General features: G+C 70.9%; 16 protein-coding genes. 10 read left to right on the top strand and 6 right to left on the bottom strand.

Annotated elements, in window-relative coordinates; all coding sequences use genetic code 11:
* Positions 1-146 precede the first annotated feature (146 nt).
* From queA to queG, 4 genes are read left to right on the top strand one after another with little or no spacing between them, the layout of a single operon-like run.
* Positions 147-1,214, top strand: coding sequence for a tRNA preQ1(34) S-adenosylmethionine ribosyltransferase-isomerase QueA (queA, locus tag NRP21_RS02185; RefSeq protein ID WP_456300225.1), 1,068 nt, complete (start codon positions 147-149; stop codon positions 1,212-1,214).
* Positions 1,211-2,365, top strand: a complete 1,155-nt coding sequence (gene tgt / locus NRP21_RS02190) for a tRNA guanosine(34) transglycosylase Tgt (protein WP_257714518.1) — start codon at positions 1,211-1,213, stop codon at positions 2,363-2,365. The genes queA and tgt overlap by 4 nt, the downstream gene beginning before the upstream one ends.
* Positions 2,362-2,823 carry a preQ(1) synthase gene (gene queF / locus NRP21_RS02195; protein ID WP_257714519.1) on the top strand — a complete coding sequence of 154 codons (462 nt, stop codon included), beginning with the start codon at positions 2,362-2,364 and terminating at the stop codon, positions 2,821-2,823. The genes tgt and queF overlap by 4 nt, the downstream gene beginning before the upstream one ends.
* Positions 2,820-3,872, top strand: coding sequence for a tRNA epoxyqueuosine(34) reductase QueG (gene queG / locus NRP21_RS02200; RefSeq protein ID WP_257714520.1), 1,053 nt, complete (start codon positions 2,820-2,822; stop codon positions 3,870-3,872). Before queF ends, queG begins: the two co-directional genes overlap by 4 nt.
* Before the next feature lie 16 nt (positions 3,873-3,888).
* Here queG and NRP21_RS02205 read toward each other — a convergent pair whose 3' ends face one another.
* Positions 3,889-4,614, bottom strand: coding sequence for a GntR family transcriptional regulator (locus NRP21_RS02205; RefSeq protein WP_257714690.1), 726 nt, complete (start codon positions 4,612-4,614; stop codon positions 3,889-3,891).
* A gap of 804 nt (positions 4,615-5,418) precedes the next feature.
* Between NRP21_RS02205 and NRP21_RS02210 the strand changes: the two genes are divergently transcribed.
* The 3 genes from NRP21_RS02210 (at position 5,419) to NRP21_RS02220 (ending at position 8,926) form a co-directional block, all read left to right on the top strand.
* Positions 5,419-6,183 (top strand): transglycosylase SLT domain-containing protein, encoded by a 765-nt coding sequence (locus tag NRP21_RS02210; protein WP_257714521.1) that lies wholly within the window; start codon positions 5,419-5,421, stop codon positions 6,181-6,183.
* 68 nt (positions 6,184-6,251) lie between these two features.
* A complete protein-coding gene (locus NRP21_RS02215) occupies positions 6,252-7,319 on the top strand; it encodes a ligase-associated DNA damage response exonuclease (protein ID WP_257714522.1) in 1,068 nt (355 codons plus the stop codon).
* Positions 7,316-8,926 (top strand): cisplatin damage response ATP-dependent DNA ligase, encoded by a 1,611-nt coding sequence (locus NRP21_RS02220; protein ID WP_257714523.1) that lies wholly within the window; start codon positions 7,316-7,318, stop codon positions 8,924-8,926. The genes NRP21_RS02215 and NRP21_RS02220 overlap by 4 nt, the downstream gene beginning before the upstream one ends.
* Positions 8,927-8,929: 3 nt before the next feature.
* Here NRP21_RS02220 and NRP21_RS02225 read toward each other — a convergent pair whose 3' ends face one another.
* The 4 genes from NRP21_RS02225 to NRP21_RS02240 form a co-directional block, all read right to left on the bottom strand.
* The gene (locus NRP21_RS02225) at positions 8,930-9,553 is read right to left on the bottom strand and encodes a hypothetical protein (RefSeq protein WP_257714524.1); all 624 of its coding nucleotides are present in this window, start codon (positions 9,551-9,553) and stop codon (positions 8,930-8,932) included.
* Between the two features lie 172 nt (positions 9,554-9,725).
* Positions 9,726-10,121, bottom strand: a complete 396-nt coding sequence (locus NRP21_RS02230) for a YciI family protein (protein ID WP_257714525.1) — start codon at positions 10,119-10,121, stop codon at positions 9,726-9,728.
* Between the two features lie 4 nt (positions 10,122-10,125).
* On the bottom strand, positions 10,126-10,602 hold the full coding sequence (locus NRP21_RS02235) for a VOC family protein (RefSeq protein ID WP_257714526.1): 477 nt from the start codon (positions 10,600-10,602) through the stop codon (positions 10,126-10,128).
* Complete coding sequence (locus NRP21_RS02240; protein WP_257714527.1) at positions 10,602-11,030, bottom strand: VOC family protein; 429 nt, start codon at positions 11,028-11,030, stop codon at positions 10,602-10,604. The genes NRP21_RS02235 and NRP21_RS02240 overlap by 1 nt, the downstream gene beginning before the upstream one ends.
* A gap of 146 nt (positions 11,031-11,176) precedes the next feature.
* On the opposite strand from NRP21_RS02240, the gene NRP21_RS02245 reads away from it, so the two are divergent.
* Positions 11,177-11,785, top strand: coding sequence for a winged helix-turn-helix transcriptional regulator (locus tag NRP21_RS02245; RefSeq protein WP_257714528.1), 609 nt, complete (start codon positions 11,177-11,179; stop codon positions 11,783-11,785).
* Here the strand turns inward: NRP21_RS02245 and NRP21_RS02250 are convergent.
* Positions 11,782-12,861 (bottom strand): alpha-hydroxy acid oxidase, encoded by a 1,080-nt coding sequence (locus tag NRP21_RS02250; protein WP_257714529.1) that lies wholly within the window; start codon positions 12,859-12,861, stop codon positions 11,782-11,784. The two genes, NRP21_RS02245 and NRP21_RS02250, sit on opposite strands and share 4 nt — an antisense overlap.
* 94 nt (positions 12,862-12,955) lie before the next feature.
* On the opposite strand from NRP21_RS02250, the gene NRP21_RS02255 reads away from it, so the two are divergent.
* Entirely contained in the window at positions 12,956-15,367 is a 2,412-nt protein-coding gene (locus tag NRP21_RS02255) for a heavy metal translocating P-type ATPase (RefSeq protein ID WP_257714530.1), read from the top strand.
* On the top strand, positions 15,364-15,759 hold the full coding sequence (gene cueR, locus NRP21_RS02260; protein ID WP_257714531.1) for a Cu(I)-responsive transcriptional regulator: 396 nt from the start codon (positions 15,364-15,366) through the stop codon (positions 15,757-15,759). Before NRP21_RS02255 ends, cueR begins: the two co-directional genes overlap by 4 nt.
* Positions 15,760-15,778 lie beyond the last annotated feature (19 nt).

The following is a 15,778-nucleotide window of genomic DNA, read 5'->3' on the forward strand; positions in this document are numbered from 1 at the left end:
GCTGCGTGACCTACAACGTCAGACATGGTTAACTATTTTGATGTTCTCGTGAGCGGCCGTGCTTGCCCCCGCGCGCCGGAAGGGCTACCCGCCCCCGCCCCCCACAGCCGCTCTTCCAGTTGATCGTTCCCGCCCTGCCCCGCCCCCTGCACACCGCCGACTTCGCCTTCGACCTGCCCGAGGCGCTGATCGCCCAATCCCCCGCCCGCCCGCGCGACTCCGCGCGGCTGCTCCGCGTCGCGCCCGGCCTGCTCGGCGATGGCGGCGTGCGAGACCTGCCGGGGATGCTGCGGCCGGGCGACCTGATGGTGGTGAACGACACCCGGGTGATCCCCGCGCGCCTGCGCGCCCGCCGCCTGAGGGACGGGGGAGAGGCGAGGGTGGAAATCATGCTCAACCGGGCCGAGGCAGATGGCACCTGGCACGCGCTGGTGCGGAACGCCAAGAAGCTGCGCACCGGTGACGTGCTGGCCGTGGAGGGCGCGCCGGAGCTCGCCCCCCGGGTGGTCGAAACCCCGGTCGAGGGCGCCGTGAGGCTGGATTTTGGGCCGGACCAGGCCGCGTTGGCGGCCGCGCTGGAGAAGGCGGGGGAGATCCCGCTGCCGCCCTACATCGCCCGGCCGGAGGGCCCGCGGCCCGAGGACAGGGAGGACTACCAGCCCATCTTCGCCCGCACCCCCGGCGCGGTGGCGGCGCCGACGGCCAGCCTGCACTTCACGCCGGAGCTTCTCTCGGCCCTGGAGGCGCGCGGCGTGGGGCGGACGACGCTGACGCTGCATGTCGGCGCCGGCACCTTCCTGCCGTTGCGGGGCGAGGACCCGCGCGGGCAGCGGCTGCACGCCGAGTGGGGCGAGGTGACGGAAGAGGCGGCGGCGGCCATCAACGGGGCCCGCGCCAGGGGTGGCCGGGTGGTGGCCATCGGCACCACCGCGCTGCGGCTGCTGGAGGCGGCGACGGGGGCGGACGGCGTCACCCGGCCCTTCCGCGACCTGACGGACATCTTCCTGCTTCCCGGCCACCGCTTCCACGGCGCGGACGTGCTGCTGACAAACTTCCACCTGCCGAAGAGCACGCTCTTCATGCTCGTCTGCGCCTTCGGGGGCACGGAGAGGTTGAAGGCGGCCTACGCGCACGCGGTCGGGGCCGGCTACCGCTTCTACAGCTACGGCGATGCCTGCCTGATCGACCGAGACGACGAGGAACCTGACCGGTGAACGGCCCCCTCTCCTTCTCCCTGTCCGCGACGGACGGGGCCGCGCGCGCGGGCACGCTGCACACGGCGCATGGGGAGGTGCAGACCCCTGTCTTCATGCCCGTGGGCACCGCCGGCACGGTGAAGGCGATGACGGCGGACGCGGTGCGCTCCACCGGCGCACGGATGGTGCTGGGCAACACCTATCACCTGATGCTGAGGCCAGGCGCGGAGCGCGTCGGGCGCCTGGGCGGGCTGCACAGGCTCATGGACTGGCACGGGCCGATCCTGACGGATTCCGGCGGCTTCCAGGTGATGTCGCTGGCCGGGCTGCGGAAGATGGACGCCGATGGGGTGACCTTCCAGAGCCACATCGACGGCAGCAAGCATCGGCTGACGCCGGAGCGCAGCATCGAGATCCAGCACCTGCTGGATGCCGACGTGACCATGTGCTTCGACGAGTGCACCCCCTTCCCCGCCACGCCGGAGGAGGCCGCGAAGAGCATGCGGCTCTCCATGAAGTGGGCGGCGCGGTCGCGCGAGGCCTTCGTGGCGCGGGACGGCTACGGGCTGTTCGGCATCCAGCAGGGCAGCGTTTTCGAGGACCTGCGCGCGGAGAGCGCGCGGGCGCTGACGGAGATCGGGTTCGAGGGCTACGCGATCGGTGGCCTCGCGGTCGGCGAGGGGCAGGCGGAGATGTTCCGCGTGCTCGACTTTTCCGTGCCCATGCTGCCGCGGGAGAAGCCGCGCTACCTGATGGGCGTCGGCACGCCGTCCGACATCATCGGCGCGGTGCGGCGCGGCGTGGACATGTTCGACTGCGTCATTCCCACGCGGTCCGGGCGCACGGGCCGCGCCTATACCAGCCGCGGCGTGATGAACATGCGGAACGCGCGCTACGCCGACGATGCGTCCTCGTTGGACCCGGAATGCGATTGTCCGGCCTGCACGCGGCATTCCCGCGCCTATATCCAGCACCTGATCCGGGCGGAGGAGATGCTCGGGCCGATGCTGCTGACCTGGCACAACATCCGCTACTACCAGACCCTGACCGCGCGGCTTCGCGCCGCCATCCTGGAGGGACGCTTCGAGGCCGAGGCCGCCGCCATCGCGGCGAATTGGGAAACCCCGGCCCCGGCCGAGCCGCCCTCTCCGGAGGAGACCACCTCATGAACCACGACGTTTCCGGACTCACCATGCTCGGCCAAGCCACGGCCCAGCCGAACAGCCCTGAGGAAGCGGTGCTGGAGCGCGTGCCGAACCCGCATCCCGGCACGCACTACGTCGCCCGCTTCACGGTGCCGGAGTTCACCAGCCTCTGCCCCATCACGGCGCAGCCGGACTTCGCGCACCTGGTGATCGACTACATCCCCGGCGAATGGCTGGTGGAGAGCAAGAGCCTGAAGCTCTACCTCACCAGCTTCCGCAATCACGGCGCCTTCCACGAGGCCTGCACGATCGACATCGCCAAGCGGCTGGTGGATCTGCTGGAGCCGGCTTGGCTGCGGATTGGCGGCTACTGGTACCCGCGCGGCGGCATCCCGATCGATGTGTTCTGGCAGACCGGCGCGCCGCCCGCCGGCGCCTGGATCCCCGACCAGGGCGTGCCGCCCTATCGTGGCCGGGGATGAGTGACGACGCGCGCAGCGCCATCCGCGACGAGGCCTTGCGCCTGGGCTTCGACGCGGTGGGCTTCGCGCGCGCGGAGCTGGGGCCGGAGGTGCGGCAGCGCCTGGCGGACTTCCTGGCGGAGGGAATGCACGGCGAGATGGGCTGGATGGAGGGGCGCGCCGACCAGCGCGCGCATCCCCAGGCGCTGTGGCCCGATGCGCTCTCCGTCATCTGCCTCGGGCTGAACTACGGGCCGGAGGACGATCCGCTCTCCTACCTGGGGATGCCGGATCGCGGGGTGATCAGCGTCTATGCCCGCCACCGGGACTACCATGACCTCGTGAAGTCCCGGCTGAAGGCCCTTGCGCGGTGGATGGTGGCGCGCTTTGCCGGCACGGACGTGAAGGTCTTCGTCGATACCGCGCCGGTTTCGGAGAAGCCGCTGGCGCAGCAGGCGGGGTTGGGCTGGCAGGGCAAGCACACCAACCTCGTCTCCCGCACGCACGGGTCCTGGCTGTTCCTGGGAGAGATCTACACGACGCTGGCACTGGAGCCGGAGGAGCCGCACGCGGATCGCTGCGGCAGTTGCACGCGCTGCCAGGTAGCCTGCCCGACGGACGCCTTCCCCGCGCCCTACCGGCTCGATCCCCGCCGCTGCGTTTCCTACCTGACGATCGAGCACCGCGGACCGATCCCGGAGGAGTTCCGGGCGCGCATGGGCAACCGCATCTACGGCTGCGACGATTGCCTGGCGGTGTGCCCCTGGAACCGCTTCGCCACGCCGACCACCGTGCCGGGGCTGGTCGCGCGGGAGGACCTGGTGGCGCCGAAGCTGGCCGAACTCGCGGCGCTGGACGATGCCGCCTTCCGCGCGCGCTTCTCCGGCTCCCCCGTGAAGCGCATCGGGCGCGGGCGCTTCGTGCGGAACGTACTGAACGCCATCGGCAACTCGGGCGACCCGGCGCTGCGCCCCGTTGCGCTGGCGCTGATGGACGACGAGGACCCGGTGGTGGCGGAGAGCGCGCGCTGGGCCGCCGGACGCCTCGGACAGCCCCGCCCGGAGGCGTGAGCCGGCCCGCGAGGGGTCAGGCGATCTCCACCGCGTAGCGGTGCGCGCGCGTGTCGAGGCGGGAGACGCGGAGCTCCACCGGGCGGCCGGCGGCGTCGAAGGTCACGCGCTCGATCAGCAGAAGCGGCGTTCCCACAGGGCATCCCAGCACGGCCGAATCCGCCTCCGTCGCCGCGGTGGCGGAGAGGTTCTCCTCCGCCTGGACCACGATGATGCCGTGGGCATTGCGGTAGTGGACGTAGATCTCCGTCCCCAGCTGCTTCGGCGCCAGCGGCAGGAGGAGGTTGGGGAAGAAGGCGGCGGGCAGGCTGATGCGCTCGGCGATTCGCGGCTCGCCCTCGAAGACGCGGCTGCGGTCGATCCGGTGCACCGCCTCCCCAGGCGCGAGGCGAAGGCGCCGCGCCTCCTCCTCCGAGGCGGGGCCGGTGGTGATGCCGGTGATCAGGGTCTCCGGCTCCACCGGCCGCCCGGCCAGGTTGCGCACGCGGAAGAACTGGCCCAGCGCCTGCTGGCTGGTCTGCTGGGCGACGTAGGTGCCCCGGCCCTGCCGGCGCTCGATCAGGTGGCGCCGCTCCAACCCGGCCAGGGCGCGCCGCAGCGTGCCGGCAGAGACGCCGAGCTCGGCCGCGAGCTCGGGCTCGGCCGGTATGGCCTGACCGGACTTCCAGGAGCCGGACACGATCCTGTCGTTCAGGATCGCCTCGACCTGGACGTAGAGGGGGCGGGCGTCGGGCCGACGCATCTCGTTCAAGGGACGCTTCCGCGCTGCATGATGCGCGGCATCCTACCATTCCGCACCGCAGCGATGCGAGAGCGGCCTCGCGCCTGATCGTCTGGCAAACCGCTTGGAGATGAAGATTCCGTATTCCGGCCCATCCACGGAAGAAAGCGTCTTGTGTCTTATACAAGACTGTGCGACATCATCTCCGCCGCCGTCAAAGACGGGCCGGGTTTGGGGAAGGAAACGAAGGAGACGGCGCCGCGCCGTCGCGTCGCTGCCGAGGTGCGTGGCACCGGGCAGCGGGTGGGCGGCGCCGTCATCCTCTCCATCCCCTTCTCCCATTTTCCACATCGCAGGATCTTGCCAGGCCTTCCGGGTCTCTCCGGGGGCGTTCACTCACGCCCGTCCTTTTCGTTGCACAATCGGTTCGTTTCCGGCAGGTCCGGCTCTCTGCCCGATGCGGAATACTGTACTCGCAAGTTCCTTCCGCCGCCCTGATGGGCAGTGGTAAGTAGAAGTTGAATGCCGAATACTTGATCTTCGAGGGATGAAGAAACGTCCATCCCCCTTTGTGGCATGAGCAAGGCGGAAACCATCGTTTCGTCCTCGCGTTATACGGCCAGCGAGCGACCCCGCGGCATTTTGGGTTGCGCTGACCTCTGGGTTGCTGGTAGCGAATGTCGCATGACGTCCGCGCCCCCTGTGTCGACCTCCCCCGGTCGGCAGCTGAACGCGGCGTTCCCGTGCGCGATGCCGCGGAGCGCCCCTCCGACTCAAGCCGGGAGCCCGACCCCACGACGACGCCGTAGCGGCGCCGCACGGGTCGTGCTCGCGTCCACTCTCATCGTTGGCCTCGGCTCCCTCGCCGCTGGCTGCGCCACCGCCGAGGATGCCCCCCAGCTGGCATCCGGCGATGCCGCCCGGGACGGAGCCGACCAGGCCCCGGCCACCGGAACCGAGGCCACCGCCGGCCGCCGCCTGGCGCCCGGGTTCATCCTGGCCAGCAGCCGTCGTCCCGTCCGCAACGCCGCCGCGACCAGCCCCGTGGTCGAGCGCCGCGACATCGACAGCCCGCGGGCGGCCTGCCTGGACGCTGTCCGCCAGGCGGAGCGCGCGCACGACATCCCCGAGGGCCTGATGGTCGCCGTGGCCCTGGCCGAGTCCGGGCTGCACGCCCATGCCATGAACATCGGTGGCCGCGCCTACTTCCCGGACGGGATGGCCGAGGCCCGCCGCATCTACAACTCCGCCCGCCCCGGGCAGTACGTGATGGCCGGCTGCGTGCAGGTGAACGCCCGCGTCCATGCCCGCAACTCCGACTGGCCGCTGGACCCCTGGCGCTCCGCAGACTGGGGCGCCGGCTACCTGCGCCAGCACTACGAGAAGGCGGGGAACTGGGCGGATGCCATCCGGCGCTGGAACGGCGGCGGCGCCTCGGGCGACCGGCTGGCCTGCCGCGTCATGGCGAAGCTGAAGGTTTCCAATCCCGGCAGCTCCGTGCTGAGCGATACGCGCTGCGGCGCGACCAACATCGCGCGGGAGCGGCGGAACGGCGAGGCCCTGCTGGAGGTGGCGGAAGCCGCCGACTGATGGGTTGAAGCGGTGGGCGGAGGGCCAATCTTCCCCTCTCCATGCCCGCTCCCCATCCCGAAACCTGGATGAAGGTTACGCCCCTCGGCCTCCTCTGCGAGCCGGGGGGTTTCTACGTGGACCCCTCCCGCCCCGTGGAGCGCGCGGTGGTCAGCCACGGCCATGCCGACCATGCCCGCCCGGGCCACGGGGCGGTGCTGGCCACGCCGGAGACGCTCGCCATCATGCGCGCCCGCTTTGGCGAGGACCGGGCGGGGGACGAGCAGCAGGCGATGGCTTACGGTGAATCCGTGACCTGCAACGGGGTGCGGATCACGCTGGCCCCGGCGGGGCACGTTCTCGGCTCGGCCCAGGTGGTGCTGGAATGGCAGGGCAGCCGGATCGTCGTCTCCGGCGACTACAAGCGGCGGCGGGACCCGACCTGCGCGCCCTTCCTGCCGGTGGAGTGCGACGTCTTCGTCACGGAGGCGACCTTCGCCCTGCCGGTCTTCCGCCACCCGCCGGATTCGCACGAGATCCGCCGCCTGCTGGACAGCGTGGCGCTGTTCCCGGAGCGCGCCCATGTCGTCGGCGCCTATGCCCTGGGCAAGACCCAGCGGATTATTGCCCTGCTGCGGGAGGCCGGGTGGGACCGGCCTGTCTATCTGCACGGGGCGGTGGAGAAGCTCTGCACCCTCTACGAATCGCTCGGCGTACGGTTGGGCGAGCTGCTGCCGGTGCCGAAGGGACTGAAGCGCGGGCATCCGCCGATCCTGGCGGGGGAAATCGTGCTGGCGCCGCCCTCCGCGGAGGCGACTCCGTGGGCGCGGCGGCTGGCCGATCCCGTGACCTGCGCCGCCTCCGGCTGGATGACGGTGCGGCAGCGGGCGAAGCTGCGCGGTGTGGAGCTGCCCCTGATCATCTCCGACCACGCGGACTGGGACGAGCTTCTGGAGACGATCGAGGAGGTGCGCGCGCCAGAGGTCTGGGTGACGCACGGGCGGGACGACGCGCTGGTCCACGCGCTGGGGCTGCGGGGCGTGCGCGGCCGGGCCCTGCACCTGGTGGGGCGCGGTGACGAGGAGGATGAGGGCGCGCCGGAGGCCCCGCCGACCGAGGAGGAAGCGGACGCGGCCCGGCGCGGGGCTCCCTCGTGAGCGTCCAGGCCTTCGCGGACCTGCTGGAACGGCTGGTCTTCACCCCCGGCCGCAACGCCAAGATCGCCCTGATCCGCCGCTGGTTCGCCGAGCAGCCGGACCCCGACCGCGGCGTCGGCCTGGCCGCGCTGACAGGAGAGCTGGCCTTCACCGCCGCCAAGCCGATGCTGGTGCGCAACCTCGTGGAGAGCCGGGTGGACCCGGTCCTGCTCGCCCTCTCCCATGATTATGTCGGCGATCTGGCGGAGACGGTGGCGCTGATCTGGCCGGAGCGGGAGGGGGTGAACGCACCGCCGCCCTCGCTGTCCGAGGTGGTGGAGGGGTTGGAACTCGCTTCCCGGGCCGAGGTGCCGGCCCTGCTCGAAGGCTGGCTGGACACGCTGGACGCCGGCGGGCGGCTGGCGCTGATCAAGCTCGTCACCGGCGGCCTTCGCGTCGGCGCCTCCGCGAGGCTGGCGAAGACGGCGCTGGCGGAGTGGGCCGGGCAGGAGGTGGGCGAGATCGAGGAGGTCTGGCACGGTGTCGCGCCGCCCTACATCCCGCTTTTCCGCTGGCTGGAGGGGAATGGTCCGCGTCCTGACGCCGCTGGCGCTCCCGTCTTCCGCCCGCTGATGCTCGCCCACCCGCTGGAGGCGCCGGCCGACATTGCCGCTGTCGAGGCGAACCCCGGCGACTGGCGGGCGGAGTGGAAGTGGGACGGAATCCGCGTGCAGCTCACCGCCGGGCCGGGTGGGCGGCGCATCTGGTCCCGTACGGGGGAGGACATCTCCAACGCCTTCCCCGAGATCGCGGAGGCGATGGAGTTCCACGCCGTGCTGGACGGGGAATTGCTGGTGATCCGGGACGGCGCGGTGGCGCCCTTCTCGGACCTTCAGCAGCGGCTGAACCGCAAGGTGATCGGGCCAAAGCTGATCCGTGACTACCCCGTGGCCGTGCGGCTCTACGATCTGCTGCTGGACGGGGAGGAGGACCTCAGGTCCCTGCCCTACGACGCGCGCCGCGCGCGGCTCGAGGCCTGGGTGGCGCGCCATGCGCCGGCGCGGATGGACCTGTCCGAGCAGATCCGCTTCGCGGGGCTGGATGAGCTCTCCGCCCTGCGCGACACGGCGCGGGAGGCCTCGATCGAGGGGCTGATGATCAAGCGCGCGGACAGCGCCTACGTCCCCGGCCGCGTGAAGGGGCTGTGGTGGAAGTGGAAGCGCGCGCCGCTGACGGTGGACGCCGTGCTGATGTACGCGCAGCGCGGCCACGGAAAGCGCAGCAGCTACTACAGCGACTACACCTTCGGCCTGTGGCGCACGAACGAGGATGGCACGCGGGAACTGGTGCCCGTGGGCAAGGCCTATTCCGGCTTCACCGATCAGGAACTGATCTTCCTGGACCGTTGGGTGCGCAATCACACCACCGGCCGCTTCGGGCCCGTGCGGGAGGTGGAGAAGAGCTTCGTGCTGGAGGTGATTTTCGACGCCGCCCAGCTCTCCACCCGGCATCGCTCCGGCGTGGCGATGCGGTTCCCCCGCATTGCCCGGCTGCGGCAGGACAAGCCGGCGGAGGAGGCGGACCGGCTGGAGACGTTGCTGGCGATGGTGGAGAACAAGTCAGCCTAACTATCAAAAGTTTTCCATTCTGACGTTCAGCAGGTCGTTCGCAAAAGACCTCACAATGAGAGCTTCAAGTTTCCCGATAAGCCCATCGGGCACTTGATACGCGCTCACGTAACTCGCGATGTCGTGAAGTGCTACCGCTTCGCGGACTATGCGCCTCCGCTTCTCCTCGGTACCTTGGAATTCGACACGATTGGATGGATGGTTGACGCGCTTTATATTCTGAACCTCACCACGGTCTCTATTGAAAGCGTTGTTCATTTCCGTCCAAAGTGAGAGACGTTGTGCCTTTCCGGCGTATATCGCTCGTCCCCGGCTATCGTGAAACACGTAGATCCCGTGTGAGCTGTCCAGCCGTTTCTTCAGCCCCGTATAATACGGATGCGGACGATCGTTCTCATCTTGACAAGAGAAGATTTGCCAACTTTTCCCCTTCCTTGTTTCTACTGCATCCAAGTAGAAGAATTCAACAATAGGTACAATCGTGTCCTCAATAAATCTTCTCTCCTTAGAGCGCGCATAGCTCTCCATCAGGTTGAAGATCTGCCTCGGCGTCAGTTGCCCTTTCCTGTAGTTGCCCAGGGCTGGTTGCGTCACACCAAGCTCTCTCGCCAAGGCTGCGTCCGTCATGGACGCCTGGCCCTTAGATATCGCGATGCGCTGCTTTATCTCCGCGAGAAGATGCTTTCCATGCATTTGCACCGCACTCCGATCCATAGCCAAGACAGGTCCAGTCAGCGTATTGCATCCTCATTCGGGGATACAGCGCGGAGACCTGTGCTCAGCGTTAGGATCGGGCAGGCTAGCTCGCCGGCTTCCCGGGTTCCGGCGTCATCGCCTCGCCGAAATCCGCCATCTCGTAGAGCGGGCGGATCTCGACCTCGCTGGGGCCGGGCATGGGGTTGGGACAGCGGCGCACCCAGTCCAACGCCTCCTCCATGCTCTTCACCTGCCAGAGCCAGAACCCGGCGACGAGTTCGCCCGTGGCGGCGAAGGGGCCGTCGATGACCGTGCGGCTCGCGCCGTCGAAGGCCACGCGCTTGCCCTGGGAGGAAGGCTTCAGCCCCTCCCCGGCCAGCAGGATACCGGCCGCGGCCAGCTCCTCGTTGTAGCGGCCCATCGCCTCCATCAGCTCGGTGGAGGGCATGGTGCCCGCCTCGCTGTCGGCCGTCGCCTTGACCAGGACCATCACGCGCATCGTCTCACTCCCCCGCAAAGGCCGCTTCCAGCGGCGCGATCTCGATCTTCACCATGTCCATCATCGCCTGCATCGCGCGGGCGGCAGCCTCGCGATCCGGGCTCATCAGCAGTTCCGGCAGCCGCTTCGGGAAGATCTGCCAGCAGACACCGAAGCGGTCCGTCAGCCAGCCGCAGGCCATGGGCGAGCCGCCCTCGCCCAGCGCGTCCCAGAAGGCGTCCACCTCGGCCTGGTTCTCGCAGGCGACGGATAGGGAGATGGCCGGAGTGAAGCGGTGCTCCGCGCCGCCGTTCAGGCCCTGCACCTCGTGCCCGTCCAGCCGGGCGGTGGCGAGGAGCACCCCGTCCGGCCCGGCGGGGCCGCCGCGCAGCACCGGGCCGGGCTCCGCCGGGCGCCCGGCGCGGCGGAAGGCGGCGACGTAGAAGGCGATTGCCTCCTCCGCCTGCCCGTCGAACCAGAGGCAGGTCGCGATGCCTGACATCAGGCGGCCGCCTTGCCGGTGGCGGCGAGGTAGCCCTGCATGTCCATGTACATCGGCTCCCAGATATGGCCGTCCGGGTCCTCGAAGCTGCGGCCGTACATGAAGCCGTAGTCCTGCTTCGCCGAAGGGTCGGCCACGCCGCCGGAGGCCGCGGCGGCGCCCACCATCTCGTCCACCGCCTCCCGGCTCTCGCAGGAGATGCAGAGGAGGACCTCGCTCGCGGCCCGGGCATCCGCGATGGGGCGTGGGGTGAAGCCGGCGAACTTCGGATGGGTCAGGAGCATCACGTAGATGGTCTCGGAGAAGACCATGCAGGCGGCGGTCTCGTCGGTGAAGTCCGGGTTCACCGTCGCGCCGATCGACTCGTAGAAGGCGATGGACCGCTTCAGGTCGGTCACGGGCAGGTTCACGAAGATCATGCGGGCCATGGACATCCCCCTTTTTTGGCGTTGCTTGAACAGGTTGCCGCGTTCAGTTATCTATTGCAACTATGGAGTCAGAAAAAATAACTTATCGGGCGGAACGGCGGCGCTGGTACGATGATGCCTGCGCGGCTGCCCACGCGCTGGACCTTGTGGGAGAGCGCTGGGCCCTGCTGGTGATGCGGGAGCTGATGTTCGGGCCCAGGCGCTTCTCCGAGTTGCGGGCGGACCTGCCGGGGATCAGCGCGAATGTCCTGACGCAAAGGCTGGAGGGGCTGGAGTCTGCGGGCGTCCTCACCCGCTTCCGGCTGCCGCCACCCGCCTCAGCCCAGGTCTATGAGTTGACGGAGTGGGGAAAGGAGGCCGAGCCGATCTTCCAGGCTCTCGGCCGCTGGGCGGCGCGGTCGCCGCTGCACGACCCCACCCTGCCCTTCAGCGCGGCATCCCTGCTGCTCTCGCTGCGGACGATGCTGGACCCGGCGCGGGCGGGGGACATGGCGGCGCGGATTGGCCTGCGGCTGGGGCGTGAGAGGTTCGGGGTCAAGCTTGCCGGCGGGCGGATTGAGATCGCTCACGGCCTGCCGGATGAGGCGGATGCGATGCTGGAAGGCACGCCACCGGTGCTGGCGGGGCTTATCTATGGCGGGCAGCCAATGGAGGCGTTGGAAGCGGCGGGCGCCCTGCGGGTGGAGGGTTCCCATGACGTGGTACGGCGCTTCGCCACCCTGTTCCCGCTGCCGCCCAAGGCGGGCGCGGGTTAGGGGCCGCGCCAGATCACCTCGGGACCGATGGCGTCGGGGGTGGCGCAGCCCGTCTGCACCATCGCCACCTCGAACTCGGCGCGCAGCAGCTTGATCACGTGCGCCACGCCCATGGCGCCCGCCACCGCCAACCCGTGCAGCGGCGCCCGGCCGACCAGCGCGGCCTTCGCGCCGAGGGCGAGGGCCTTCAGCACGTCCGTGCCGCGGCGGATGCCGCCATCCAGCAGCACGGGCACGCGCCCGGCCACCTGGCGGGCCACGGCAGGCAGGGCATCGATCGTGGCTGGCAACGTGTCCAGCACGCGGCCGCCGTGGTTCGAGACGATGATGCCCGCCGCCCCGGCCTCGATGGCGCGCTCCGCGTCGCCGGCGGTCAGGATGCCCTTCAGGAGGATTGGCAGGCGCGTGGCAGCGCGCAGGGCGGCGATGTCCTCCCAGGTGGCGGCGTGCTCGACGGCGGCGAAGATCTCGCTGGTGGATTGTGCGGGCGGCGGGGCAGCGGCGCCGCGCAGGTTCACGGCCTCCACGCCCGGGGGCAGGCGGAAGCCGGCGCGCTGCTCGCGGTTCCGCAGGCTGACCGGGGCGTCCACCGTCACCACCAGGGCGGCGTAGCCCGCCGCCTCGGCCCGCCGCACGAGGGCCAGGGTGAAGGCTCGGTCCGGCTGGATATAGAGCTGGAACCACGGCGCCGGTCGGGCGCCGGATGCGATGGTTTCCAGGGGCAGGCTGGCTTGGGCGCTGACCACCATCAGGCTGCCGGTGGCCGCGGCCGCCATGGCCGTCGCGGCCTCTCCGTCCCGGTGAAGCAGACGGTGAAAGGCGGTGGGGGCGATGAGGATGGGGTGCTCCAGCGCCTGGCCCAGCAGTTCCAGCCGGGTATGGGCACCGCGCATCGGGGCCAGGACCCGGGTGTTGAGGCGCAGCCGCGCGAAGGCGGCGCGGTTCTCCGCCAGCGTGGCTTCGTCCCCCGCCCCGCCGCCGACATAGGCCCAGGCATTCTCCCCCATGCGCTCCCGCGCGGGTGCCTCGTAGTCGGGCACGCAGACGATGCCGTCCGGGATGGGGTCGAAGGCCATGGGATGGGCTTAGGGCGGATGGCCGGGCGCGGGAACCACCCCTTGACCTTCCAATGATGGGAATCCCCATCTGGGCGGGGAAGGAGTTCCCTCCATGAGCCTTGCCGAGATCACCCGCATCACCCTGCCCATCGATGGCATGACCTGCGCGGGCTGCGCGGGCCGGGTGGAGCGCGCCCTGGCCGCAGTGCCGGGCGTGACGGCGGCGAGCGTGAACCTGGCCACCCGCCGCGCCGCGGTGGAGGGCGAGGCGATCGAGCCCGGGGCGCTGCGGGCGGCGGTGGAGGCGGCGGGATACCTCTCGCCGGAGGAGGCCACGGAGATCGCCGTCCAGGGCATGACCTGCGCCGGCTGCGCGCGGCGCGTCGAGCGGCACCTGGCCGCCCTGCCCGGGGTGAACGGGGCTTCCGTCAACTTCGCGACCCACAGGGCCACGGTGCGGCACGCGCCGGATGCGGTGGACCGCGCGGCGCTGGAATCCGCCATCCGCAAGGCGGGCTACGAGCCGGTGGCTGAGGCGGCGCCGGATACGCGCGAGGAGGCCGCGCCCGCCGAGGCGCGGGAGGAGGCGGGGCTGCGGCGGGACGCGATCCTGGCAATTGCCCTGGCCGCGCCGCTCTTTCTGGTGGAGATGGGCGGGCACCTCCTGCCGGCGGTGCACCATGCGATCGGCGGCAGGGCCTGGAACCTCCTGCAACTCGCACTGGCCAGCGCGGTCCTGTTCGGTCCGGGGCTGCGCTTCCACCGGATCGGCTGGCCCGCGCTGTTCCGCGGCGCGCCGGAGATGAACAGCCTCGTCGCCCTCGGCACGCTGGCCGCCTGGGCCTATTCGGCCGTGGTGGTGGTCGTGCCCGGGCTGGTGCCGGCGGACAGCCGGCACGTCTACTTCGAGGCATCGGCCGTGATCGTCGCTCTGGTGCTGCTCGGGCGGTGGCTGGAGGCGCGGTCGCGCGGGCGAGCCTCGGCGGCGATCCGCAGGCTGCTGGACCTTCAGCCGCCGGTGGCGCGGGTGGAGCGCGGCGGAGCGGAGGAGGAGGTGCCCGCGGCCGAACTGCGCGCCGGCGACGTGATGCGCGTGCGCCCCGGCGAGCGCGTGCCGACCGACGCGGTGGTGCTGGAGGGCGAATCCCACATCGACGAATCCATGGTCACGGGCGAATCCGCGCCGGTCCGGAGAAGCGTGGGCGACGCGGTGGTCGGCGGCACGGTGAACGGCGCGGGCGCGCTGCGCCTGCGGGCCACGGCCGTGGGTTCGGGCACCGTGCTGGCCCGGATCACGCGGCTGGTGGAGGAGGCGCAGGGCGGCAAGCTGCCCGTCCAGGCGCTGGCGGACCGGGTGACGCTGTGGTTCGTGCCCGCCGTCATCGGCGTGGCGGCGCTGACCTTCCTGGGCTGGCTCCTGCTGGGCGGGGGCGTGGCGCAGGCGCTGGTGGCCGCTGTCGCGGTGCTGATTATCGCCTGCCCTTGCGCCATGGGGCTGGCCACGCCCGTCGCAGTGATGGTGGGCACGGGACGTGGGGCGGAGCTGGGCGTGCTGTTCCGGCGGGGCGCGGCGCTGCAGGCGCTGCAGGGCGTCTCCGTGGTGGCGATGGACAAGACGGGCACGCTGACGGAGGGCCGCCCGGCCTTGACGGATCTCATCCCGGCGCCGGGCTTCGATGAGGCGATGCTGCTGCCGCTGATCGCCGCCGCGGAGTCCGGCAGCGAGCATCCCGTGGCGGCCGCCATTCGCGCGGCAGCGGCGGAGCGCGGCGTCTCCGTCCCCAGGGCCAGCGACATGCGGGCGGTCCCCGGCATGGGGCTGCGCGCGCAGGTCGGGGACCAGAGGGTGGAGGTGGGCGCGGACCGGTACATGGTCTCGCTCGGGCTGGATGTGTCGCCCTTCGCGGCCGAGGCGGCGCGGTTGGGCGAGGCGGGGCGCAGCCCGGTCTATGCGGCGGTTAACGGACGCCTGGCGGCGATCCTGGCTGTGGCCGATCCGCTGCGCCCCGGCGCCCCGGCCGCCATGGAGGCGCTGCGCGGCCTCGGCCTGCGGCTGACGATGGTGAGCGGCGACAACCGCCGCACGGCCGAGGCGATCGCCCGCCCGCTGGGCATCGAGGAGGTGGAGGCGGAGGTGATGCCGGAAGACAAGGTGGAAGCGGTACGGCGCCTGAAGAGCGATCGCGCGCTGGCCTTCGTCGGCGACGGCATCAACGACGCGCCCGCCCTGGCGGCGGCCGATGTGGGCATCGCCATCGGCACGGGCACGGATGTGGCGATCGAGAGCGCCGACGTGGTGCTGATGTCCGGCGACCCGCGCGGCATCGCCACCGCCATCGCGCTGAGCCGCGCCACGCTGCGCAACATCCGGCAGAACCTGTTCTGGGCCTTCGCCTACAACGTGGTGCTGATCCCCGTGGCGGTGGCCGGGCTGCTCTCCCCCGTGCTCGCGGCGGCGGCGATGGGGCTGTCCAGCGTCTTCGTCGTCGGCAACGCGCTGCTGCTGAGGGGGTTCCGGGCATGAGGATCGGGGAAGCGGCCAAGGCCTCCGGCGTCTCGGCGAAGATGATCCGGCACTACGAGGCGGTGGGGCTGCTGCCGGCGGCCGCGCGGCGGGATTCCGGCTACCGCGACTACGGGGATTCGGACGTCCACGCGCTGCGCTTCATTCGCCGCGCGCGCGACCTCGGCTTCTCCCTGGCCGAAATTGCGGGGCTGCTGGCGCTGTGGCGGGACAAGGCGCGGGCAAGCGCGGAGGTGAAGCGCTTGGCGCTGGCGCATGTGGAAGCGCTGGAGAGGAAGGCGCGGGACCTTTCCGCCATGGCCTCCACCCTGCGGCATCTGGCCGCGCACTGCCACGGCGATGCGCGGCCGGACTGCCCGATCCTGGAGGGGCTGGCGGGCGGGGGCGGCTGACCGCGCCCGCCCGCCGGAC

Source organism: Roseomonas populi (assembly GCF_024594815.1).
GTDB classification, from domain to species: Bacteria; Pseudomonadota; Alphaproteobacteria; order Acetobacterales; family Acetobacteraceae; genus Roseomonas; species Roseomonas populi.